We start from the raw sequence: 20,048 nt of genomic DNA on the forward strand, positions 1-20,048 counted from the left end.
GTGCTACGCATGGGTAACAAGCTAGTGTCGGCGGTCACACGTTGGGAACCCCAGTTAGGTTGTCCTGGTGAGCATCTCCTGGGCCGACTCGTACGTGGGGCAGCTCCGCGCCCTGGCCGGTGACCGCACCCTGATGTTCGTCGGCGCCCGTGCCGTGGTCCGCGACAGCGCCGGGCGGCTGCTGCTGATCCGGCGGTCCGACAACGGCCAGTGGGCGATGCCGGCCGGCGCGATGGAGCTGGGCGAGTCGATCGCCGACTGCGCCGTCCGCGAGGTGCGCGAGGAGACCGGGCTGCGCGCCCTGCGGGTCGGCGCCTTCGCCCTCTACACCGGCCCGGACCGGATCAACACCAACATGTACGGCCACACCTACCAGGTCTTCACGGTCGCCTTCCGGATCGAGGACTGGGACGGCGAGCTGGCCCGGGTGACCGACGAGACCACCGACGCGGGGTTCTTCCCACGCGAGCGGTTCCCCACCCCGCTGTCCGCGTCGGTCACCGAGACCCTCGCCGACCTGGACGTCTTCGAGCAGACCAACCGGCTGATCCTCAAGTAGCCCGGAGCCGGCCGGCTCCTGGTCCCCGGTCGGCCCGGGCCGGGTCAGAGCATGGTCTGGCTCTTGGCCTCCATGTCGGCGGCGGCCTCGTCCTTCGACTCCTTCGGCAACGGCCGTCCGCCCGGTGCGGGCGCCTTGCCACCCAGCGGGTCGGCGCCGCCGGTGGCGCCCTGCGGGCCGGTGCCGCGTAGCTGCTCGTTCGGCAGGGCCAGGGTCAACAGCACCGCCAGCACCGCGATCAGCCCGGTGGTGAGGAAGACCAGGTGCAGCGACTCGACGAACGCGGACTGGATGGCGGCGCGGACCGGGCCGGGCAGGGCCATGATCGTCGCCGGGTCGTTGATCGAGATGCGCGTCCCGCCGCTGGCCGCCACCGCGGCCCGCTGGTCCGGCGGGAGCTGGGCGATCGCGCCCGGCAGCCGGTCGGCGAGCTGGTCGGTGAGCCGGGAGGAGAGCACCGCCCCGAGGATCGCCACCCCGAACGAACCGCCCAGCGACCGGAAGAACGTCGCCGAGGAGGTGCCCGCCCCCAGGTCCCGGATGTGCACCGCGTTCTGCACGGCCAGGATCAGCGACTGCATGCACAGGCCCAGCCCGACGCCGATCACCACCATGTAGCCGAAGGCCAGCCAGAGCGACGTGGCGACCTGGAGCCGGGTGAACAGCAGCATGCCGGCGAGCAGCACCGCCGAGCCGGCCACCGGGAACCACTTGTACCGGCCGATCCGGCTCATCGCCTGGCCGGTCACGATCGAGGTGACGATGATGCCGGCCATCATCGGCAGCATCAGCAGGCCGCTGCGGGTCGGCGAGGCGCCCTTGACGATCTGGAGGTACAGCGGGATGAAGATGATCGACCCGAACATCACCAGGCCGATGACGAAGCCGGCCCCGTTGGCCAGCGCGAACGTCCGGCTGCGGAACAGCCGCAGCGGCAGGATCGGCTCGCCGACCCGGGCCTCCTGGACCAGGAAGAGCCCGGCCAGCACCGCCCCGGCCACGAACAGCCCGATGATCAGGCCGGAGCCCCAGGCGTACGAGGTGCCGCCCCAGCTCAGCGCGAGCAGCACGCAGCTCACCCCGGCGACCAGCAGCCCCGCGCCGAGCCAGTCGATCGCGTGCTCCCGCCGCTCGAACGGGATCAGCCGCATGACGTGGTAGCAGACCACGATGGCCAGGATCGCCAGCGGCACGTTGATGTAGAAGATCCACCGCCAGTTGGTCTCGGCGAAGTAGCCACCGACCAGCGGACCGGCCACCGAGGAGATGCCGAACACCGCTCCGAACAGGCCCTGGTAGCGGCCCCGCTCCCGGGGCGACACCACGTCCGAGATGATGGTGAACGCCAGCGTCATCAGGCCACCCGCGCCGAGGCCCTGCACGCCGCGGGTCAGAATGAGCTGGGTCATGTCCCGCGACAGCCCGGCGAGCAGCGAGCCGAGCAGGAACGTGCCGATCGAGAAGAGGAACACCGGGCGGCGTCCGTACAGGTCGGCCATCTTGCCGTACAGCGGGGTGGAGGCCGTGGACGCGAGCAGGTACGCGGTGACCACCCAGGAGTAGTGGTCGATCCCGCCCAGCTCACCGACGATGGTGGGCAGCGCCGTGCCGACGATCGTCTGGTCCAGCGCGGCGAGCAGCATGCCCGTCATCAGGCCGAACATGAGCAGGCGGAGCTGGCGGGCGGTCAGCGTCGGGCGGGTGCGGGCTTCGCTGGTCACCCCGCCTTCTTTCCCGTCCGGCGGAGAACATGCCCAGCGCCGGAAATCCCGTCGACACCAGCGCCCGGGTGAGTCAGCATCCCGAGCGTGGAACCGCCCCGCCGCCTCGCGCTCGACGTCACCCCGCTGCGCACCTCGCGGGACTTCCGGCTGGTCTTCTCGGGTGCGGGGGTGTCCGCCTTCGGGTCCTTCATCACCTACGTCACCGTCCCGTACCAGGTGTACGAGCTGACGGGGGATCCGCTGCTCGTCGGCCTGCTCGGCGTCTGTGAGCTCGTACCCCTGCTGGTGATGGCCTTCGTCGGCGGCGCGCTCGCCGACTTCCTGGACCGGCGGCTGCTGGTGCTCGGCGGCGAGGTCGGGTTCACGCTGCTCTGCGCCGTCCTGCTGGTCAACTCGCTCGGTCAGACCCCGCAGCTCTGGCTGCTCTACCTGGTGGCCGGGCTGACGGCGGCAGTGGACGGGCTGCAACGCCCGGCCCTGGAGGGGCTGACCCCGCGTGTCGTCACCCCGGACGAGATCCCGGCGGCGAGCGCGCTGAACTCGCTGCGGATGCAGGTGGCGCAGCTCGGCGGCCCGGCGGTGGCCGGCGTGCTGATCGCCTCGGTCGACCTGGCCTGGGTGTACGCGATCGACCTGGCCACCTTCGCGTTCTCGCTGGCCTGCCTGGCCCTGGTACGCGCGGTGCCGCCACCCCCGGCCGCCGACCGGCCGTCGCTGCGCTCCGTGGTGACCGGCCTGCGGTACGCCCGCAGTCGCCCCGAACTGCTCGGCACCTACCTCGTCGACATCAACGCGATGTTCTTCGGCATGCCGCAGGCGCTCTACCCGTTCATGGCGGCGAAGCTCGGCGGGCCGGCCGTGCTCGGGCTGCTCTACGCCGCGCCGGCGGTCGGCTCGCTGGTCGCCACGGTCGGCTCCGGCTGGACCGCCCGGGTGCACCGGCACGGGCTGATGGTGGTGCTCGCGGCCGGCGCGTGGGGGCTGGCGATCGTCGGCTTCGGGCTGGTCGGCTCGCTCTGGGCCGCCCTGTTCTTCCTGGCCCTGGCCGGCGCGGCGGACATGGTCTCCGGCCTGTTCCGCATGATCATCTGGAACCAGACCATCCCGGACCACCTGCGCGGACGGCTCGCCGGCATCGAGATGCTCTCGTACTCGACCGGCCCGCTGCTCGGCCAACTCCGCTCCGGCCTGGTCGCCCGCACCCCGCTGGGGGTGGGCGGCTCGATCGTCTCCGGCGGGGTCCTCTGCGTCCTCGGCACGATCGCCCTGGCCGCCGCCCTGCCGCAGCTCGTCCGCTACGACGGCCGCGCCGGCCTGGCCCGCAAGCAGTCCGAGGACGCCGCCTGGGCCGCCGCCGCCCCGGAACGCGCGGCGGCGCCCCAGGGCTGACCCGTGAGCGGGGTCAGTGGCGGCCCTCGGCGAACTCTTCGACGATCTTGGCGCAGAAGGCCGGCAGGTCGTCCGGCCGGCGGCTGCTGACCAGGCCGTTGTCCGTGACCACCTGCTCGTCGACCCAGGCCGCGCCGGCGTTGGTCAGGTCGGTGCGCAGGCTCGGCCAGGAGGTGATCCGGCGGCCCCGCACCACGTCCGCCTCGACCAGCGTCCACGGGCCGTGGCAGATCACCCCGACCGGCTTGCCGGCCTCGAAGAACGCCTTCACGAACCGCACCGCGTCCGGGTCGGTGCGCAGGAAGTCCGGGTTCGCCACCCCGCCCGGCAGCACCAGGGCGTCGTAGCCGCCGGCGTCCGCGTCCGCCGCGGTCACGTCCACGTCGTACGTCCTGCCGTGGTCGAGATGGTTGAATGCCTGGATCCGGCCGGGCTTCAGCGAGACCAGCTCCGCCGTGGCCCCGGCGTTCTCGACCGCCTCGCGCGGCTGGGTGTACTCGACCTCCTCGACGCCGTCGGCGGCCAGGAAGGCGATCCGCTTGCCCTGTAGTGTCGTCGCTGCCATCTCGTGCATCTCCTCTCCGAGGTACTTCTGGACCGTTCCCGGGCCCGGATGCCCGAAACCCGGCCCCCGAGGTGACCCGCTCCACGCCCCAACGGGCGGGCGGCGGCCCAGGTTTGACCCGGCACCCGCGGGGGACCCGACGGGCATGGCAGGAGCAGCAGCGGAAGAGCGCCGGCTCGCCACCGTCGTGGAGAGCTGGCTGGGCCGTCCTGTGCTGGTGATCGGCGACGCCATGCTCGACGAGTGGCGGTTCGCGGAGTCCGACCGACTCTGCCGAGAGGCGCCCGCCCCCGTCCTCAGCCTGCGCCGACGCCTCTCGGCGGCCGGCGGCGCGGCGAACACCGCCGTCAACGTGGCCGCCCTGGGCGGGCGGGCGGTGCTGGTCGCCCCGGTCGGCGCGGACGCCGCCGGGGACGAGCTGCACGACTGCCTGGACCGGGCCGGCGTCTGGGATCGAACCGTCAACCAGCCCGGCCGGCCGACCCCGGTGAAGCGGCGGATGCTCGCCGGCAACCAGATCCTGCTGCGCGAGGACTCCGGCGACCCGGACGACGCACTCGAACAGGACGGCGTGGTCCGCCTGCTCACGGCGCTGGAGTGCGCCACCGAGGAGCTGCGGGCCGCCGCCGGCGGCGAGGTGCCCACCCTGGTGGTCTGCGACTACGGGCTGGGCTCGCTGCCCGCCCCCGTGCGCGCCTGGCTGGTCGCCGCCCGGGACCGGTACGCCACCGTCGCGCTCGACGCGCACGACCTCGCCGACTGGCGGGGCCTCGCGCCCACCGTGGTCACCCCGAGCTTCGCCGAGGCCACCCGGCTGCTCGCCCGGGCCGCCGCCCGGTCCGACTCCCACCTGCACCTGGACCACCCCGGGTCCGATCCGGCGGACGGGCCGTCGGAGCTGAGCGTGGGTTCGGCGCCGGGCCGTCCCGGGTCGGCCGGAAACCCCGCCGACAGCGGCTCGGGCGGGCCGACGGAGGCGTCCCGGGTGCCGCTCGGCCGCCCGACGGGCCCGACCGGCGAGCCGACGCCCGGCGAGGACCGGGTGGCGATGACCGGCGACGGGCTCAGCGTCACCGGCACGGGCGTGACCGTGAACGCCGGGGCCGGCGACGGGGTGGACCGGGCGGTGCTGGCCGAGTCCCGCCTCGCGGAGCTGCGCGCGCACACCGGCGCGGACGTGGTCGCGGTCACCCTGGACACCGAGGGCGCCGTGGTCGGCGGCGCGGACGGAGCGCCCCGGCGCAGCCACAGCACCCCCGTCCCGGCCAGCTACGCGGTCGGCGCGGGGGACGCGTACCTGGCCGCGATGACGCTGGCCCTGGCCGCCGACGCGCCGCTGCCGACCGCCGCGCAACTCGCCCAGCTCGCCGCCACCAGCACCGTGTCGGACACCGGCACCTGCGTGTGCCGGCGCGAGGACCTGCTCGACGCGCTCGGCGTCCCGGCCGGCGCTCCCGGGCACCCGGTGCTGGTCGCCCCGGACGAGTTGGCGGACATCGTGGCCGCGCACCGGGATGCGGGCCGGTCGGTGGTGTTCACCAACGGCTGCTTCGACGTGCTGCACCCCGGGCACGTGCGCTACCTGGAACAGGCCCGGGCCCTCGGCGACCTGCTGCTGGTCGCGGTCAACTCCGACGGCAGCGTACGCCGGCTGAAGGGGCCGGACCGGCCGGTCAACCCGGTGGAGGACCGGGTGACGCTGCTCGCCGCGCTGTCCTGCGTGGACCACGTGGTGGTCTTCGAGGAGGACTCCCCGGCGGGGCTGATCGAGACCGTCCGTCCGGACGTCTACGTCAAGGGTGGCGACTACCCACCGGAGATGGTGCCGGAGGCGCCGCTGGTGCGCCGGCTCGGCGGTCAGGTCCGCACCCTCGGGTACGTGCCGGACCGCTCCACCTCGGCGATCATCGAGCGCATCCGGGCGCAGGCGACGGACGCGCCCGGCACCGGACACCGGTCCGACGGACCGGGGCACACGTTGACCGGCAGGCCGGCGTGAACCGTCCGCTAGACCCCGGCGACGCCGGTGAGTTCCGCCGGGAGCGGCAGCTCGACGTGCTGATCCCGACCCGGAACCGCCCGGCCGAGCTGGCGGTCACCCTCTCCGGTCTGGCCACCCAGGAGGGCGTGCCCGGCTTCGGGGTGGTGGTCAGCGACCAGTCCGACGGCGACCCCGCGTACGCCCACCCGGCGGCGGCCACCATGGCGCGGGCGCTGCGCCACCGGGGCCACCCGGTGCTGCTGACCCGGCGGCTGCCCCGGCGCGGGCTGGCCGAGCACCGGGCGTACCTGCTGGACCGCTCGGCGGCCCGGTACGTGCTCTGCCTCGACGACGACGTCTGGCTGGAGCCGGGGACCCTGCACCGGCTGGTCACCGCGATCGGCGAGCTGGGCTGCGGCTTCGTCGGCAACGCCGTGCACGGGCTGTCGTACGTCGACGACGTGCGCCCGGAGACCCACGGGCACTACGAGGAGTGGGTGGGCCGGCCGGTGCCGGAGCGGGTCCGCCCGGGCACCCCGCAGTGGCAGCGGGCCTCGATCCATCCGGCGGCGAACCTGCTGCACGTCACGGAGCGGCTGAACCTGCCGCCGGGGGCCTGGCGGGCGTACAAGGTCTCCTGGATCGGCGGGTGCGTGCTCTACGACCGGGCGGCGCTGGTCGACTCGGGCGGCTTCGAGTTCTGGCGGCGGGTGCAGGAGAGGCACCAGGGCGAGGACGTGGCCGCCCAGCTCGCCGTGCTGGAGCGCCACGGCGGCGCGGGCGTCCTGCCCAGCGGGGCGTACCACCTGGAGTCGCCGACCACCGTCACCGAGCGGGACGTGGAGGCGTGGGAGGTCGTCCTCGCCGACTCGGACGCCCCGCAGCCCGCCTGACGGGCGGTGGGCGGGCCACCGGGCGCGCGCCCCGCTCAGCCCAGCAGCTCGCGGGCGGCCTCGACGACCTCGACCGCCGGGATGTCGGCGACGAAGGAGTCGCGGTGCGGGCAGTCGCCGTGCCCGGGGCGGTGCGGGTAGATACCCGGGGTGCAGTCGACGCCGCAGACCGGGCAGTGCACCGTCCAGGAGGCGATCGGGCGGTGCCGGGCGCGCAACGGGTGCCCGGTGTTGATCAGGTTGCCGACCCAGTAGATCCCGACGGTGGCGGTGCCGACGGCGGCGGCCAGGTGCAGCGGGCCGGTGTCGTTGGACACCAGCAGGGCGCAGCCGGCGTAGCAGGCGGCCAACCCGCCGAGGCCGAGCGTGCCGACGAGCGGGCGCAGGGGCACCCCGGCCGCCGCGACCACCCGGTCCACCAGCTCCCGCTCGGCGCGGGTGCCGGTGACCAGCACCTCGTACCCGTCGCCGGCCAGGACGCGGGCCACCTCGGCGAACCGCTCGGCCGGCCAGCGCCGCCGGGTGTCGGTGGCCCCGGGGTGCAGCGCCACCCGGGGCCTCGCCGGCGCGCCGAGCACGTCGGCGGCCTCGGCCCGGTCGGCGTCGGTGACCGCCAGCGTCGGGACGATCGTGGTGGCGGGCGCCCCGACCAGGCCGGCCACCTCCAGGTAGCGCAGCACCTCGTGCTGGTAGTAGACGTACCGGATCCAGCGGTCCAGCGGCGGGGCGTCCTCGGCCCGCAGCCCGGCGGTGACCCGGGCGCCCAGGCCGGCGACGACCGGGTTGGAGTTGCCGCCGCCGCCGTGCAGTTGCAGCGCCAGGTCGAAACGCTCGGCGCGGGCCACGGCCACGAAGTCGTCCATCGAGGACTCCGGCTCGCCGGGGTCGGGGGCGCGGATGCCGGGCGCGGGCGGGACCACCAGCACCCGGTCCACCGGGCCGGGCCGGTCGCGCCAGAGCTTCGCGTGCCACGGCGCGCCGAGCAGCACGATCTCCGCCCCCGGGTACGCGGCGCGCAGCGCCTCCAGCGCGGGCAGGACGAAGATGAAGTCGCCGAGCGCGTTGGCCCGTAGCACGGCGATCCGCGCGACGTCGGGCACGCGCTCGCCCACCGGGTCCAGCGGGAACGGGGTGACCACGACCCGCTACGGCCGGTCGATCTCGTCGGCGGCCCGGTCCGGGTGGTGCAGTTCCCGGCCGGCAGCCAAGTCCGGGTGGTGCAGTTCCCGGTCGGCGGCCGGGTCGACCGGATGGCCCGTACCCGGGCCGGCGACCCGGGGGCCGGCGCGGCCCACGGTGATGGTGCGCGGCGCGGGCCGGGCCGCCCGGGGCAGCCGGACCCGGAGCAGGCCGTGGTCCATCACCGCGTCGATCCGGTCCGGGTCCACCCGGGACGGCAGGTCGACCCGGTACTCGAAGCCCCGGGTCTGGAAGCCGCCCGGGATGCCCTGGTCGGCGTTGACCTCGGCCTCGGAGCGGGCCCGGACGCAGAGCTCCCGGTCGTCCAGCTCGACGGCCACCTCCTCGGGGGCGACGCCGGGCAGCCGGACCACGGCCTGCCAGCCCTCGGCGGTCTCGGTCAGCTCCACCTCGGGCGGGCCGGGCCGGGTGCCGCCGACCAGCCGGCTCAGCTCGGCGCGCAGCGACTGGAGTTCCCCCATCGGGTCCCAGCCCTGCTGCCGGCCGCGCCAGCCCCGTCCGCCTCCGGGTTGTTCGCTCATCGCAGGTCTCCGATCGAGTGGGTGGCCGCCGGTGCCCGCAGCGAGCTGGGGGCGTCCAGGTTGGCGTCCGGGTCGACGCCGACGCCGAGCCGGTCGACCAGTTCGCCGCCGAGCCACGCGCTGCCGCCGAGGATGGCCAGCGCGACCACCTCGATGGCGATGAGCGCGCCGCCGGCCGCCCGGGAGTCGGCGTTGAGCCGGACCGCCCAGACGGCGGCGAAGAGCAGGATCACCGCGATGTTCGCGGCGGCGTGGCTGAGGCCGACCCGCTTCGCGCGGGTGCCGGTGGGGATGGCGAGCAGGTCGAACGCGCCCGCCGCCGCGGCCAGCAGCCCGCCGATCAGGCCGACCGTGATGTTCCAGTAGGCCACCTCACCGAGGAACCGCGGGCCGCCGACGGTGTCGATGACGTCGAAGATCACCGCAGTGACCAGCAGGCCGACCGGGAACGTGATCAGCATCGGATGCACGGGGTGCCCGAGCACCTTGAGTCGGCTCTCCATCGCGGCCTCCGTTGGTCGTTGCGGGGCGCTGGCTGGCGCGGTACCCGGGCCACCGCCGGACAAACCTCCGGCCAGACGCGCCCGGTTAGGCTGAGGGCGACAGGTGGCCTGGGCACCGGCACCGCACGCCGCCACCGAGGTCAACGGTCGGGGGAGGAAGACGTGACGGTGGAGATCACCTCGCACGAGGAGCTGCGCGAACTGCTGGGGACCCCGAACGCCCGGGCGGCAGCCAAGGAGCGCAGCGTTCTGCACGAGCGGGACCGGCAGTGGCTGGCCGCCTCGCCGTTCTGCCTGGTCGCCACGGCGGGCGCGGACGGCACCTGCGACGTCTCACCGAAGGGCGACCCGCCCGGCTTCGCCCTGGCACTGGACGACACGACGATCGCCGTGCCCGAGCGGCCCGGCAACCGACGGGCGGACGGATACCGCAACATCCTCGACAACCCGCACGTCGGGCTGATCTTCATGATCCCCGGCCGGACCGACACGCTGCGGATCAACGGCCGGGCCCGGCTGGTGCGGGACGCGCCGTTCTTCGACGACATGGTGGTCAAGGGGCACCGGCCGATCCTGGCGATCGTGGTGGAGATCGAGCAGATCTTCTACCACTGCGCCAAGGCGTTCCTCCGCTCCGAGTTGTGGCGGCCGGAGACCTGGCAGCCGGACGCGCTGCCGTCCCGGGCCCGGCTGATCAAGGAGGTCGAGGCCCCGACCGAGAGCCTGGCCGACCTGGAGCGCCACTACGGCCCCGCGTACGCGAAGTCCATCTACACCTGATCCCACGCCGGACCTGCGGCGAACCAGCCCCGCCCATTTGCTATAGACATCTTTAGAAAGATATCTTTAGCAAATGGCGCTGCCCCGGGTGAATCTCTCCGATCCGGTCGCCCTGCGCGGCTACGCGCATCCGCTGCGGATGGCCCTGATCGGGCTGCTGCGGCGGGAGGGCCCGATGACCGCCACCCGGGCCGCCGAGCGGCTCGACGAGAACGTGCCCAACTGCTCCTTCCACCTGCGACAACTGGCCAAGTACGGGCTCGCCGAGCGGGCCCCCGGCGCCGACGCCCGGGAACGCCCCTGGCGGGCCACCGCGCTCGTCACCACCTGGGACGACGCCTCCGACGACCCCCGCGTGCGGGCGGCCACGGACGTGCTGAACGCCACCCAGCTCGCCCACTACGCCCGGCAGGCCGAGGAGTACCTCGCCCGGCGGGCCGACGAGCCGACGGAATGGCGCACGGTAACCGGCTTCGGCGACCAGCCGCTCTACGTCACCGCCGACGAGATGGCCGCGCTGACCGCGCGGATGGACGCCCTGCTCGCCGAGTACGACGGCCGGATCACCGACCCGTCCGCCCGGCCGGCGGGCGCCCGCCGGGTCACCCTCGTGCAGCTCGCGCTCCTCGGCACCCCGGCCCCGACCGACGGCGGCGGCACCGGGTCGGACGCCGGCCCGGACAGTACCCGGTGAGCGGTGCTGCGACCACCGCGCCGGTAGCCGCCACGCCGACCGGCCCCGTCCCACGCGGCGGGCCGCTGCGCCTGCTGCGCGAGCGGACGTTCCGGCGGTACTGGTCGGCGCAGACCGTCTCCTACTTCGGCGACGAGGTCACCACCCTCGCCCTGCCCCTGCTCGCCGTGCTCGGGGCCGGCGCCGGGCCGGCCGAGATGGGCTACCTCACGGCCGCCGCCCTCGCCCCGAACCTCTTCTTCTCGCTGCTGGCCGGCGCGTGGGTCGACCGGCTGCCGCACAAGCGCCGGCTGATGATCCTCGCCGATATCGGTCGCGCCCTGCTGCTGGCCGTCCTGCCGGTGCTGTACCTGTTCGACCTGCTGGCCCTGCCCCAGCTCTACCTGATCGCCTTCGCCACGGGCACCCTCGCCGTGTTCTTCGAGGTGGCGCGCGCGCCGCTCTTCGTGTCGCTGGTGCGCCGGCCCGACTACGTGGCCGCGAACACCCTCATCTCGGGCAGCCGGGCGATGTCCCTGGTGGCCGGCCCGAGCATCGGCGGCGTCCTGGTGCAACTGCTCACCGCGCCGATCGCGCTGCTCGTCGACGCCGCCTCGTACGTCGTGTCCGCGTACTTCCTGGTTCGGATCCGACCGACGGAGCCGGTGCCCGCCCGGGGCGCCGGGCTCGGCCTCGCCGACGGGCTGCGGTTCCTCGCGCGGGCGCCGGCGATGCGGTCCATCCTGCTCGGCACCACCACCCTCAACCTCTTCAACTTCATGTTCTCGGCGCTCTTCGTGCTCTACGCCGTCCAGGAACTCGGCCTCTCCCCCGGCGTGCTCGGGGCGGTGCTCGGCGCGGGCGCGGTGGGCGGGTTGTTCGGCGCGGCGATCACCGGGCGGCTGACCCGGCGGTTCGGCGTCGGCCCGACGATGGTGGCCAGCTTCGTGGCCTTCCCCGCCCCGCTGCTGCTCGTGCCGCTCGCCGACGGGCCCAAGCCGATGGTGCTGGGCATGCTCCTCGCCGCCGAGTTCGGCTCCGCCGTCGGGGTGATGATGCTCGACATCACCACCGGCTCGATGCAGACCGCGCTCACCCCCGACTCGCTGCTGTCCCGCACCATGGGCGCACGGCGCACGGTCAACTACGGCATCCGGCCGATCGGCGCGCTGCTCGGCGGTGCGCTGGGCACCGCCCTCGGCGTCCGGCCGGCACTCTCGATCGCCACCGCCGGCGCGCTCCTCGGCGTGCTCTGGGTGCTCTTCTCCCCGGTACGCGGCCTGCGGGAACTCCCCGACCGGCCCGAGCAGCCGACCCGCGCCTGACCGGTGCCGGAATTCGGTCGTGCGCGGGCCGGCGGCGATGCTAGCGTCGCCGGTCGTGCTGATCCGGGAGTTCGCCGAGGCCGACTGGCCGCAGGTGTGGGAGATCGTCGGCGCGGTCGTCCGGGCCGAGGAGACCTTCCCGTACGACCCGGCGATGACCGCCGGGCAGGCGTACGACATGTGGGTGGAGCGCCCGCCCGGCCTGACCGTCGTGGCGGTCGAGGGCGACCGGGTCGTCGGCACGGCCAAGATGGGCACCAACCGGCCCGGTCCCGGGTCGCACGTCTCCACCGCGAGCTTCATGGTCGCGGCGGACGCCCGGGGGCGCGGGGTGGGCACCGCGCTGTGCCGGTTCGCGCTGGACTGGGCCCACGAGCACGGCTACGCCGGGATGCAGTTCAACGCGGTGGTCGAGACCAACCACACGGCGGTCGAGCTGTACCGGCGGCACGGCTTCGAGATCGTCGGCACCGTGCCGGGCGCGTTCGCCCACCCGGGCCTGGGCCGGGTCGGACTGCACGTGATGTACCGCGCCCTCTGACCTACCCCCGCCAGCCCTCCGGGTTGCTGAACGACTCCCGGGAGATGCCCGACCCGTTGCGCGGCCAATCCCCGAACAGCTTGTCGTGCAGGTGGGCGAACAGGTAGCAGATGCTCTCGCAACTGCCGTCCGGAACGGCCAGGGCGGGGTTGGCGCGCACCGCCTCGTAGTACTCCCGCCCGAGGGCGACGATGTGCCCCCGGGCGTAGAGGAAGCCGTCGTCGGAGCCGTCGGTCACCGCGTGGATGTCGGCGCGGTCGATCTCGTGGAGCTTCCGCTCGACCACCCGGTCCAGGCCGGTCAACTCCTCGCTGGACAGGTCGGCGCCGAGGGCGCGCAGGTTGTCGAGGAACGGGGCGAACCACTCGGCGACGGAGTCCGGGTCGACGTCACCGGCCGCCGGGTCCCGTTCCCGCAGGGCCCGGCGCAGCGCCGCGGGCCCGGGGCCCAGCCGCTCCCACGCGGTCTCCACCAGGGACCAGAACCGGGCCTCGTCCTCGACGCTGGGCAGCTCCGCGACGCCATCCGCTGAAATGCTCATGGCAGCGGAGGTTAGCGGGCGCCACCGACAGTCCTCCGCCGCGCCCAGGCGGGAGAGGTGTGTCCCGCGTCCCGGTGTGGACCTGATTGAGGTGACCGCTCCCGGGTACGACTCCCGGTGGACGAGAGATCCGCTCTCGACGAGCGAGCGCGGAGACAACCCGAAGGAGTGCCGATGACCACCACGGTCGAGAAGTCCGTCGAGGTGAACGTCCCGATCCGCACCGCGTACAACCAGTGGACGCAGTTCGAGGAGTTCCCGAGGTTCATGGGCGGCGTCCGGGAGGTACGCCAGCTCGACGACAGGCGCATGCACTGGGTCGCCGAGATCGCCGGCGTCCAGCGCGAGTGGGACGCGAAGATCCTGGAGCAGGTGCCGGACCGCAAGGTCGCCTGGGCCGCCACCGAGGGCGCCACCAACGCCGGTGCCGTCCACTTCCAGCCGGTCGACACGGATCGCACGATGGTCCGGCTGTTCCTGGAGTACGAACCGGAGGGCTTCGTCGAGAAGGCCGGCGACCGGCTGCACCTCGTCGAGCGGCAGGCCGAGTCCGACCTGGAGAGGTTCAAGGCGTACATCGAAAGCCGGGGCGTCGAGACCGGGGGCTGGCGCGGCACGATCGACGAGGGCCGCCAGCTCGGCACGCCCGGCGTCGAGTACGCCGCCGGCACCCGGGGGGACAGCGGCCGGGTCGACGGGTCCGGCCGGGACACCGGCACCGGGGCGACCACACCGGCCGGCGCCCCGTACCCGACCGGCGCCGGCCCCGACGGCGCCCACCGGCCGCTCTGACCAGTTCCCGGCACGGCGCAGGCCCGGGCGCGCGCCCGGGCCGCCGCCGCGTCCGGGCCCGGCGGACGCGGCGGCGCGCGGACCGCGGGCGTGTCCGGCGGGCCGGTCCAGCCGATCGGGCCGCGACGTTCGGGGCGGGGCGCTACCGGCGGCTCTCCAGCAGCCGGGCCACGGTGGCCGGCGAGTAGACCCGGCCCCGGGCGATCGCCGCCACCAGCAGCGGGGCGAGCACGGCGAGCAGGCCGAGGATCGCGGTCTGCTGGTTCGCGGACAGTGGCAGGCCGAAGGCGACCAGCAGGCTGATCACGGCCGTCCCGGCGGCGGTGATCCCGCCGACGGTGAACAGCGGTTCGGTCGCGGTCGAGGTGGGGACGGGGGCGGGGGTGGGGTCGGACATGCCGGGTCTCCTCAGTTGGTCGGTCACTCGGTCACGTGGGCGGCGCTGCGCCACGCGCCGTCGGTGGTGCCGACGGCGACCTGTGCGGTCGTACCGTCAGGGGGCGCCGGGGCCCGGGCGGCCCACCTCGCCCTGCGGCCCCTGCCCGCCTCGGCGGCCCCGCCGGGCGGGAGGCGAGTCGCCGGCTCCATCCGTCGTCAGGAGGACAGCCGGGCGGTCAGCTCGTCGACGACCTGTCGGGCCATGTCCGGCGGCACCGCCGCCGCGATGGCCTCCGGGGTCAGCCCGGCGGCCTTCAACGCCTCGGAGAGCCGTTGCGGGGACAGCCCGGCGAGCACCCCGGCGACGATGGCCGGCTCGTCCGTGAAGTCCTTCCCGGTCAGGGTGGTGACCCCGGCGGCCACACCGTCCAGGCGGGACATCACGTAGTCGAGCTTGGCGACGATGCTGTTGCTGGCCTTCTCGGGCCCGGGGCCGTCGGGGTCGACGGTCCGGCCCATGCTCGACCCGCCGGTGAAGAGCCCGGCGTACACCTGGTGGATCTCGTTCTCGGCCTGAGCGCTCATGTCGTCCTCCGGGATCGTCGTGGTCAGCAGTCCGATGGCCGTCAGGTAGCGGCGGAACAGCGGGACCTGGTCCCGACCCGCCTTCGTGGAGTCGCGGAAGAAGCTGAAGTGGGTGTGCCACAGGTGGGAGCTGTCGCCGGTCGACCGGCGCTTGAGCCGGTCCCATCGCCGGACCGTCTTCCCGTCGGGGCTGTAGATGATCTCCCGGATGTCCCGCGTGTCGGCCGCGCCGGCCGCGCACTGCTGCACGCACCAGACGGAGAACGAGCGCAGGTCGTGGGCACGGCCGGCAGACCGTACGGTGAACGAGCCGACGTCCAGTGCGGAGGCGTCGATGGTCAACCCCGCTCGGTCCCGGGGGGACTCCACGACCGAGTAGTCGTTGGCCACGACCCGGTCGGAGCCGCAGTGGTAGCCCCCGCGGTGGGCCGGGTCGCCGACGATGCCGACGGCGGCCGGGTCCAGGTCCTTGAGGTACGACAACAACAGGGTCCGAACGTTCGACAGATTCGTCGGGGCCCGGGTCATGGAGCCCTCCTTCCGTCAGGAGGGCCGAGCACGACGATCACTCCGAGTAACAGACCGAAAGTGCGGGACGCGCCCGACCAAAAATGCGCATCGTCGGGCAGATGACCCAAGGGTAACCAGACGGCCATGCGTCTACCAGCGCGAATGCCTGCTCTTCGGATAGTGCTAGTTGCCGGAGGGTTCGCTCAGGGGGAGGAGTCCACACCCCAGGGACGAAGCAAAGAACCCTCGGCCTGTACACGCAGAGTCATCAACCGGCGGGCGAGGGCGGTCGACCGGGCGGGGACCGACGGAGCCGCGTGCCGGCACCGCGTGGCAAACCGCCCGGGCACGCCGCAGCGGCAGCCGCGGCGGGTCGCCGGCCGATCTCCACGGCACCAGAGAAAGGCCCCGTGACCTTGGCATCTCGCCTGGTCACGGGGCCTTTCTCGGGTGGGCCCAGGTCAGAGCGGGTTTCGGAACACATTTCATGACGATGCACAACCGTTCAGTCGGCCCCGACTGTCACTGATCTTGTCACCGCCTGGGCGTGCTGCCATCCAGGCCGCAGAGGTCCTCCAGCACGTCCGAGTAGATCCGCCAGTACTCCAGCCGGGTGTCCGGCTGCTGCTCGCCCCGCCTCCCCGCCGACTGCTCAGCAGACCGCAGCGGTCCTGGCGACGATTGCGATGCGATGGTCGCCTTCGGTGCGTACGGATGGTGGCGCATGTGGTATCCCCCCCGAGGGACGCTGCGGCTGCGAAAGACAGATAAAACACCTGTACGAGAGCCTGTGGGAAGGGGGTGACCGGCCAACTGCCGGCGATCCTGAAAGCACCCTGATGTCGGTGGCGTGCTGCACGTGATATCTGATCAACTCAGCGTGATGAAATGCGGGAATCCCACGCTTCGAGCGCTGCTAGATATCCACGCAACGTGTCCGTAACATGGGCTGCCGTCAGCCTGAATCAGGATTGCCGGGACATCACATCTGCGGATAGCGCATCAAGTGACGTTGGGCAATCAACCGCGCGGAATGCGCACACCGTACTCATCGGCCGGATACACGTCCATCAGCCCGTCCGGCTGGCGCACCACCAGCACCGGGACGCCCTCGGCCATCCCGAACCGCGCCCGCTCCTCCGGCGTCGGCATCCGCGCCGTCACGAGCTGATCCGGCTCGCCGATCAGCTCATCGACCTCCGGCGCTGGACCGCGCACCCGGATGCCAACGCCACGCTCGACGTCGATCAGACCCTCGGCGCGCAGGGTGTCGATCGCCTTCTGCGCGGTCGCCTTGCCCACGCCGTAGTCGTACCCGATCCGGGCCTGCGCCGGCAGCAGCGTGCCCGGCACCCACTCCCCGGCCGCGATCCGGGCCCGCAGCGCAGCAGCGAGCCGGTGCAGCGCACCCTGGAGTGGGGGATCGAGATGGACGGTATGGACAGCCGACCGGTAGACCGGATCACCGGTTAACCGGTAGACCGGTGATCTACTTGGCGTCCTCTGTTCGCTGGCGGACGAACATGCCCTTGCCCTGCCACGTCTCGATCAGGCCCATCTCCTCGAGGAGCCGCATCGCGGTTTTCACGGGCGTGTTGCTGGCCTGGTACTGCTCGCAGAGTTGGGCGATCGTCGGCAGCCGGTCGCCCGGTTGAAGGCCTCGGCCCTGATCACCGCGGCGCGATGTCGTGATGATCTCCCGGTACACGGGCGTTCTGGGCATGGCGTACCTCGGTCTCGTTGGCACATCCGAGCCTGCCAGCAGTGGTGACGTTGTGTGTGTCCTGGGTTGACTAGGAGCACTTGGAGTCCTACCTTCGGGTGGTCGCCCGGTCTCGTTGGGCACGGGTCGCGCGGCATTCTGGTCCGGGCGGCTCGTCCCGCCCGGCCCCCAACTTCCCCGCGACGAGGCCCGTGATGTCGGCCTGCACGACGGCCCGCCTCCCGCACGCGCACTCCGGTGGGCGGCCGGCCTTCGCAGCCGGACGGCGACATCATCCCCTGCGCCGCCCAGCAGGCCGCCGCTGCCGCTGGCCACCCGTCGTCTACGGCTGGATCTGCGTCGCCCTGGTCGTAGCTGCTGCCGTCATCGGCCTGCTGCGGTGAGCACGACTACGACGGGTGCGCAACGCGGCCCTGGTGGCGAACGATGAGTCTTCCGATGCCCGCGGTGCGGGTGGCCTGCTGCTGGCGCCGCGCCGAGGCCCGAGCCGCGGATCGTCGCCGGCCTTCGGCACCTCGACCACCCGCCGAATTCTGTGTCCTGCCGCCCAAGGCCCCCGTGACCGACGCACCTGCTCCCGCCCTGACCGACGACGAGATGACGTGGCTCGCGATCACCCTCGCCGCCGACGAGCACGCCGCACACGCGCTGCCGGCCGTCCTCGCCGACATGGACCGCAGCCAGCTCGACCATCTGGCCACCGTGGCCGAGCGACTCGCCCGGACCATCCGGCCGGTGCTGGAGATCCCCGCCCCCGGGTCGAGGGCGGACCGGGCCGAACAGGTCGCGGTCAAGGCGGCCCGACTGCTCGCCGCGGGCAAGCCGCCGGAGGAGCTGAGCGCCCCGGGAGACCACGTCGCAGAGCCGGCGGCTTCAAGCTGGGCGCTCCAGGTGGCGCTGGAGGAGAAGGCGGTCACCGCGATGACGCATGCAGAAAGCCGCCCCTGACCAGCACGGTCGGCTCTGCGTCAGGCCACAGAACAGCGGTACCGCAGCTCATGCAGATGCCCCGACTTGATCAGCACCTCGCACAGGACCGGTCGGCCCACCGCCGCAGCCCACCCGGAACGTTCTGCACCGGCACCCTGTCGGCAGTTCCAGTCACAAACTCGTCGCTGGGCGGCCGGGATGATGTCCTCGAACGCCGTCAGCTCCACGCCCAGCTCGGCGAGTACGCCCGCCCCGCCCCGGATCCGCCGCTCCGCCAGGGCCACCCCGCGCCAGATCGACCGCAGGACGTGCACCAACCTCGCCGGGTCATCCAGGGACAGCACCTGCCCGGCGCACCGGCTGCCCTGGGGCGAGGCCGAGCGCGGCGGCCACCTGCACCGGTGCCGCCACCTCGCCGACGTCGAGTAGCCGGGACGCGCCCCGTTGTCCCCGCTCGGTCGCCGCAGTGATCCAGGCGTACGGCTGACCGGGCGCCGCAGGGACCGCGTACTCGGCCGGGGTGACGGTCTGCTGCTGGGTGGGACGGACGTACACGCCCCGGCCGGGCTGCCCTTCGACGTAGCCCTCGGCCTTGAGGATGCCGATGGCGTTCTGGATGGTCGCCGGGTGCGCCAGGTGGACGGCAGCTTCGCCCCGGCGGCCAGGTCGCCGCTCATGATGTCGGCGCGCAGGTCGGCGGCGATCTGCTGGCTGCGGGGCCGCGTGTCGCGGGGAGGGGTGGGCACCGGGTTAGCCTGCCGATCGGACGTAGCGGGTATGCCTGCCGGCGACCATCACGTTGACGTCGACCTGGTAGGGCTGGCCAGCGGCGTCAAGCACGATGCGGGTGAGCACCAGGACCGGGTCGCCGTCTCCGAGCTGCATCGCCATCCGCTCGTCGAGGCTGGTGACGGCCTGCGCTGCGGCGGCGGTGATGTCCTCGTGCACCTCGTGCGGTTCGTAGCCCACCTCGGCGAGGAACCGGGCGGTCCCGCCGGAGACCTTCTCCGGCTCGGCCAGGATGGTCATCCCTGCGATGCTCGCTGGCCAGTACGAGCAGGCGATCTCGACGGGCCGGTCGTCGGCGAGGATCAACCGTCGCCGGGCGACGACCGACGTGCCGGCTCGAGGGCCCTCGGCGATGTCGTCCGGGGCGGGAATCGTGCCGGCGCTGAGGATGCGCTGGCTGCCCCGCTCGCCACCAGCGGAGGCTTCGGCTGCCCAGGCGTCTCCGGCTGTCGGCAGGATGTACTGGTCGGAGGTGGTGGCCCACCTCGGCTGTCCCATGATCCGGCTCCCCCTCGACTCGCGCTGACCTGCGGCTGACCTTACTGCCTGATCGCGCAACTTCCTTGGAGACTCGACTCTACTCATCCTTGCTGCCTCATGCATATGGCTGTGCCAGCATCGGCATGCAGATTCCTCGGCAGTCCGACCTCCACGATCGACGCCGTCCTCGGCCTGGCTGACCGGCTACGGGCCAGCCGATGCTCTTCGGCGCCGGAAGGGCTGCGCTGCTCGCCCTGGCCCGACCTTGCGCACCGGTGAGGTGCATCGAGAAGCTCGGCGTGGTCGCGGTCAGCCTGCCACCCTCTTCGCGATGGAGGGCATGTCGGTCGCCCGCCGGCCCCCGGCCTCAACACCGCCGGGTCGCTGATGTTCTGCGCCACGTTCGGAGGTGGTGATGCTGCACCAGGGCAGCCTGGCCGCCCACAAGCTCGCCGCCGCCGCCGAGGGTCAAGCCCCGGACATCACCAGGCACATGCGGTTCGTGTGGCTCGTCGCGGTCGCCTCCGGTGTCATCGCCTCCACCGCCTCCAACTCCGTCACCGAGGTGGTGCTCCGGCTCGTCACCCCGCCGCTGGCAGCCGGTATCTGGTACATGAGCCTGTACGCCGACGTCGAGCCCGCCGAGCGGCAGCCGTCCCGGTGGAT

The 20,048-nt window shown here is 73.2% G+C and carries 22 protein-coding genes and 1 pseudogene; 10 read left to right on the plus strand and 13 right to left on the minus strand.

Annotated elements, in window-relative coordinates:
• Positions 1-67 precede the first annotated feature (67 nt).
• Positions 68-559 carry an NUDIX domain-containing protein gene (locus OOK41_RS31305; RefSeq protein ID WP_266267665.1) on the plus strand — a complete coding sequence of 164 codons (492 nt, stop codon included), beginning with the start codon at positions 68-70 and terminating at the stop codon, positions 557-559.
• 44 nt (positions 560-603) lie between these two features.
• Here OOK41_RS31305 and OOK41_RS31310 read toward each other — a convergent pair whose 3' ends face one another.
• Complete coding sequence (locus tag OOK41_RS31310; protein ID WP_266267666.1) at positions 604-2,280, minus strand: MDR family MFS transporter; 1,677 nt, start codon at positions 2,278-2,280, stop codon at positions 604-606.
• Positions 2,281-2,367: 87 nt separating this feature from the next.
• On the opposite strand from OOK41_RS31310, the gene OOK41_RS31315 reads away from it, so the two are divergent.
• The gene (locus tag OOK41_RS31315; RefSeq protein ID WP_266267667.1) at positions 2,368-3,672 is read left to right on the plus strand and encodes an MFS transporter; all 1,305 of its coding nucleotides are present in this window, start codon (positions 2,368-2,370) and stop codon (positions 3,670-3,672) included.
• Between the two features lie 13 nt (positions 3,673-3,685).
• Here OOK41_RS31315 and OOK41_RS31320 read toward each other — a convergent pair whose 3' ends face one another.
• A complete protein-coding gene (locus tag OOK41_RS31320; protein WP_266267668.1) occupies positions 3,686-4,237 on the minus strand; it encodes a type 1 glutamine amidotransferase domain-containing protein in 552 nt (183 codons plus the stop codon).
• A gap of 145 nt (positions 4,238-4,382) precedes the next feature.
• On the opposite strand from OOK41_RS31320, the gene rfaE2 reads away from it, so the two are divergent.
• Entirely contained in the window at positions 4,383-6,236 is a 1,854-nt protein-coding gene (gene rfaE2, locus OOK41_RS31325) for a D-glycero-beta-D-manno-heptose 1-phosphate adenylyltransferase (protein WP_266267669.1), read from the plus strand.
• Positions 6,233-7,111, plus strand: a complete 879-nt coding sequence (locus tag OOK41_RS31330) for a glycosyltransferase family 2 protein (protein ID WP_266267670.1) — start codon at positions 6,233-6,235, stop codon at positions 7,109-7,111. The genes rfaE2 and OOK41_RS31330 overlap by 4 nt, the downstream gene beginning before the upstream one ends.
• Positions 7,112-7,146: 35 nt before the next feature.
• On the opposite strand, the gene OOK41_RS31335 is transcribed toward OOK41_RS31330, so the two are convergent.
• Genes OOK41_RS31335 through OOK41_RS31345 form a run of 3 tightly spaced genes read right to left on the minus strand, consistent with a single transcriptional unit; the run spans position 7,147 to position 9,335 of the window.
• Complete coding sequence (locus OOK41_RS31335) at positions 7,147-8,250, minus strand: glycosyltransferase family 9 protein (RefSeq protein WP_266267671.1); 1,104 nt, start codon at positions 8,248-8,250, stop codon at positions 7,147-7,149.
• A gap of 6 nt (positions 8,251-8,256) precedes the next feature.
• Positions 8,257-8,832, minus strand: a complete 576-nt coding sequence (locus OOK41_RS31340) for an Hsp20/alpha crystallin family protein (RefSeq protein ID WP_266267672.1) — start codon at positions 8,830-8,832, stop codon at positions 8,257-8,259.
• Positions 8,829-9,335 (minus strand): DUF2231 domain-containing protein, encoded by a 507-nt coding sequence (locus tag OOK41_RS31345; RefSeq protein WP_117668544.1) that lies wholly within the window; start codon positions 9,333-9,335, stop codon positions 8,829-8,831. Before OOK41_RS31345 ends, OOK41_RS31340 begins: the two co-directional genes overlap by 4 nt.
• Before the next feature lie 162 nt (positions 9,336-9,497).
• Here OOK41_RS31345 and OOK41_RS31350 point away from each other — a divergent pair, with 162 nt between their 5' ends.
• The 4 genes from OOK41_RS31350 to OOK41_RS31365 all read left to right on the plus strand — a co-directional run bounded on the left by OOK41_RS31350 (position 9,498) and on the right by OOK41_RS31365 (position 12,654).
• Positions 9,498-10,115, plus strand: coding sequence for a pyridoxamine 5'-phosphate oxidase family protein (locus OOK41_RS31350; protein ID WP_266267673.1), 618 nt, complete (start codon positions 9,498-9,500; stop codon positions 10,113-10,115).
• A gap of 73 nt (positions 10,116-10,188) precedes the next feature.
• The gene (locus OOK41_RS31355) at positions 10,189-10,809 is read left to right on the plus strand and encodes a helix-turn-helix domain-containing protein (RefSeq protein WP_266267674.1); all 621 of its coding nucleotides are present in this window, start codon (positions 10,189-10,191) and stop codon (positions 10,807-10,809) included.
• Between the two features lie 65 nt (positions 10,810-10,874).
• Complete coding sequence (locus tag OOK41_RS31360; protein WP_266268059.1) at positions 10,875-12,113, plus strand: MFS transporter; 1,239 nt, start codon at positions 10,875-10,877, stop codon at positions 12,111-12,113.
• Between the two features lie 55 nt (positions 12,114-12,168).
• A complete protein-coding gene (locus tag OOK41_RS31365) occupies positions 12,169-12,654 on the plus strand; it encodes a GNAT family N-acetyltransferase (RefSeq protein ID WP_117668542.1) in 486 nt (161 codons plus the stop codon).
• 1 nt (position 12,655) lies between these two features.
• Here OOK41_RS31365 and OOK41_RS31370 read toward each other — a convergent pair whose 3' ends face one another.
• A complete protein-coding gene (locus OOK41_RS31370; protein WP_266267675.1) occupies positions 12,656-13,195 on the minus strand; it encodes a DUF4240 domain-containing protein in 540 nt (179 codons plus the stop codon).
• A 174-nt stretch (positions 13,196-13,369) separates the two neighbouring features.
• Between OOK41_RS31370 and OOK41_RS31375 the strand changes: the two are divergent.
• Positions 13,370-13,819 (plus strand): annotated as a pseudogene (locus tag OOK41_RS31375) (SRPBCC family protein); the annotation flags it as partial.
• A gap of 310 nt (positions 13,820-14,129) precedes the next feature.
• On the opposite strand, the gene OOK41_RS31380 reads toward OOK41_RS31375, so the two are convergent.
• The 4 genes from OOK41_RS31380 to OOK41_RS31395 all read right to left on the minus strand — a co-directional run bounded on the left by OOK41_RS31380 (position 14,130) and on the right by OOK41_RS31395 (position 17,168).
• Positions 14,130-14,384, minus strand: coding sequence for a hypothetical protein (locus OOK41_RS31380; RefSeq protein ID WP_117668539.1), 255 nt, complete (start codon positions 14,382-14,384; stop codon positions 14,130-14,132).
• A gap of 197 nt (positions 14,385-14,581) precedes the next feature.
• Complete coding sequence (locus OOK41_RS31385; RefSeq protein WP_266267676.1) at positions 14,582-15,478, minus strand: hypothetical protein; 897 nt, start codon at positions 15,476-15,478, stop codon at positions 14,582-14,584.
• A gap of 1,002 nt (positions 15,479-16,480) precedes the next feature.
• Positions 16,481-16,864 (minus strand): GntR family transcriptional regulator, encoded by a 384-nt coding sequence (locus OOK41_RS31390; protein WP_266268061.1) that lies wholly within the window; start codon positions 16,862-16,864, stop codon positions 16,481-16,483.
• Between the two features lie 85 nt (positions 16,865-16,949).
• Entirely contained in the window at positions 16,950-17,168 is a 219-nt protein-coding gene (locus OOK41_RS31395) for a winged helix-turn-helix domain-containing protein (RefSeq protein WP_266267677.1), read from the minus strand.
• A 573-nt stretch (positions 17,169-17,741) separates the two neighbouring features.
• Between OOK41_RS31395 and OOK41_RS31400 the strand changes: the two genes are divergently transcribed.
• Positions 17,742-18,131: a hypothetical protein gene (locus OOK41_RS31400; protein WP_266267678.1), complete on the plus strand. Its 390-nt coding sequence runs from the start codon at positions 17,742-17,744 to the stop codon at positions 18,129-18,131.
• Positions 18,132-18,151: 20 nt separating this feature from the next.
• Here OOK41_RS31400 and OOK41_RS31405 read toward each other — a convergent pair whose 3' ends face one another.
• From OOK41_RS31405 to OOK41_RS31415, 3 genes are all read right to left on the minus strand, one after another.
• Positions 18,152-18,457 carry a hypothetical protein gene (locus OOK41_RS31405; protein ID WP_266267679.1) on the minus strand — a complete coding sequence of 102 codons (306 nt, stop codon included), beginning with the start codon at positions 18,455-18,457 and terminating at the stop codon, positions 18,152-18,154.
• A complete protein-coding gene (locus OOK41_RS31410) occupies positions 18,441-18,668 on the minus strand; it encodes a hypothetical protein (RefSeq protein ID WP_266267680.1) in 228 nt (75 codons plus the stop codon). Before OOK41_RS31410 ends, OOK41_RS31405 begins: the two co-directional genes overlap by 17 nt.
• Before the next feature lie 195 nt (positions 18,669-18,863).
• The gene (locus tag OOK41_RS31415) at positions 18,864-19,400 is read right to left on the minus strand and encodes a UTRA domain-containing protein (RefSeq protein WP_266267681.1); all 537 of its coding nucleotides are present in this window, start codon (positions 19,398-19,400) and stop codon (positions 18,864-18,866) included.
• Between the last annotated feature and the right edge of the window lie 648 nt (positions 19,401-20,048).

This window comes from Micromonospora sp. NBC_01655, assembly GCF_026339755.1.
GTDB lineage: Bacteria > Actinomycetota > Actinomycetes > Mycobacteriales > Micromonosporaceae > Micromonospora.

Coding starts and splice junctions, on each gene's coding strand:
- OOK41_RS31320 (WP_266267668.1), bottom strand. CDS start 4,237: ATGGCAGCGACGACACTACAGGGCAAGCGGATCGCCTTCCTGGCCGCC.
- rfaE2 (WP_266267669.1), top strand. CDS start 4,383: ATGGCAGGAGCAGCAGCGGAAGAGCGCCGGCTCGCCACCGTCGTGGAG.
- OOK41_RS31340 (WP_266267672.1), bottom strand. CDS start 8,832: ATGAGCGAACAACCCGGAGGCGGACGGGGCTGGCGCGGCCGGCAGCAG.
- OOK41_RS31345 (WP_117668544.1), bottom strand. CDS start 9,335: ATGGAGAGCCGACTCAAGGTGCTCGGGCACCCCGTGCATCCGATGCTG.
- OOK41_RS31355 (WP_266267674.1), top strand. CDS start 10,189: ATGGCGCTGCCCCGGGTGAATCTCTCCGATCCGGTCGCCCTGCGCGGC.
- OOK41_RS31370 (WP_266267675.1), bottom strand. CDS start 13,195: ATGAGCATTTCAGCGGATGGCGTCGCGGAGCTGCCCAGCGTCGAGGAC.
- OOK41_RS31380 (WP_117668539.1), bottom strand. CDS start 14,384: ATGTCCGACCCCACCCCCGCCCCCGTCCCCACCTCGACCGCGACCGAA.
- OOK41_RS31385 (WP_266267676.1), bottom strand. CDS start 15,478: ATGACCCGGGCCCCGACGAATCTGTCGAACGTTCGGACCCTGTTGTTG.
- OOK41_RS31415 (WP_266267681.1), bottom strand. CDS start 19,400: ATGGGACAGCCGAGGTGGGCCACCACCTCCGACCAGTACATCCTGCCG.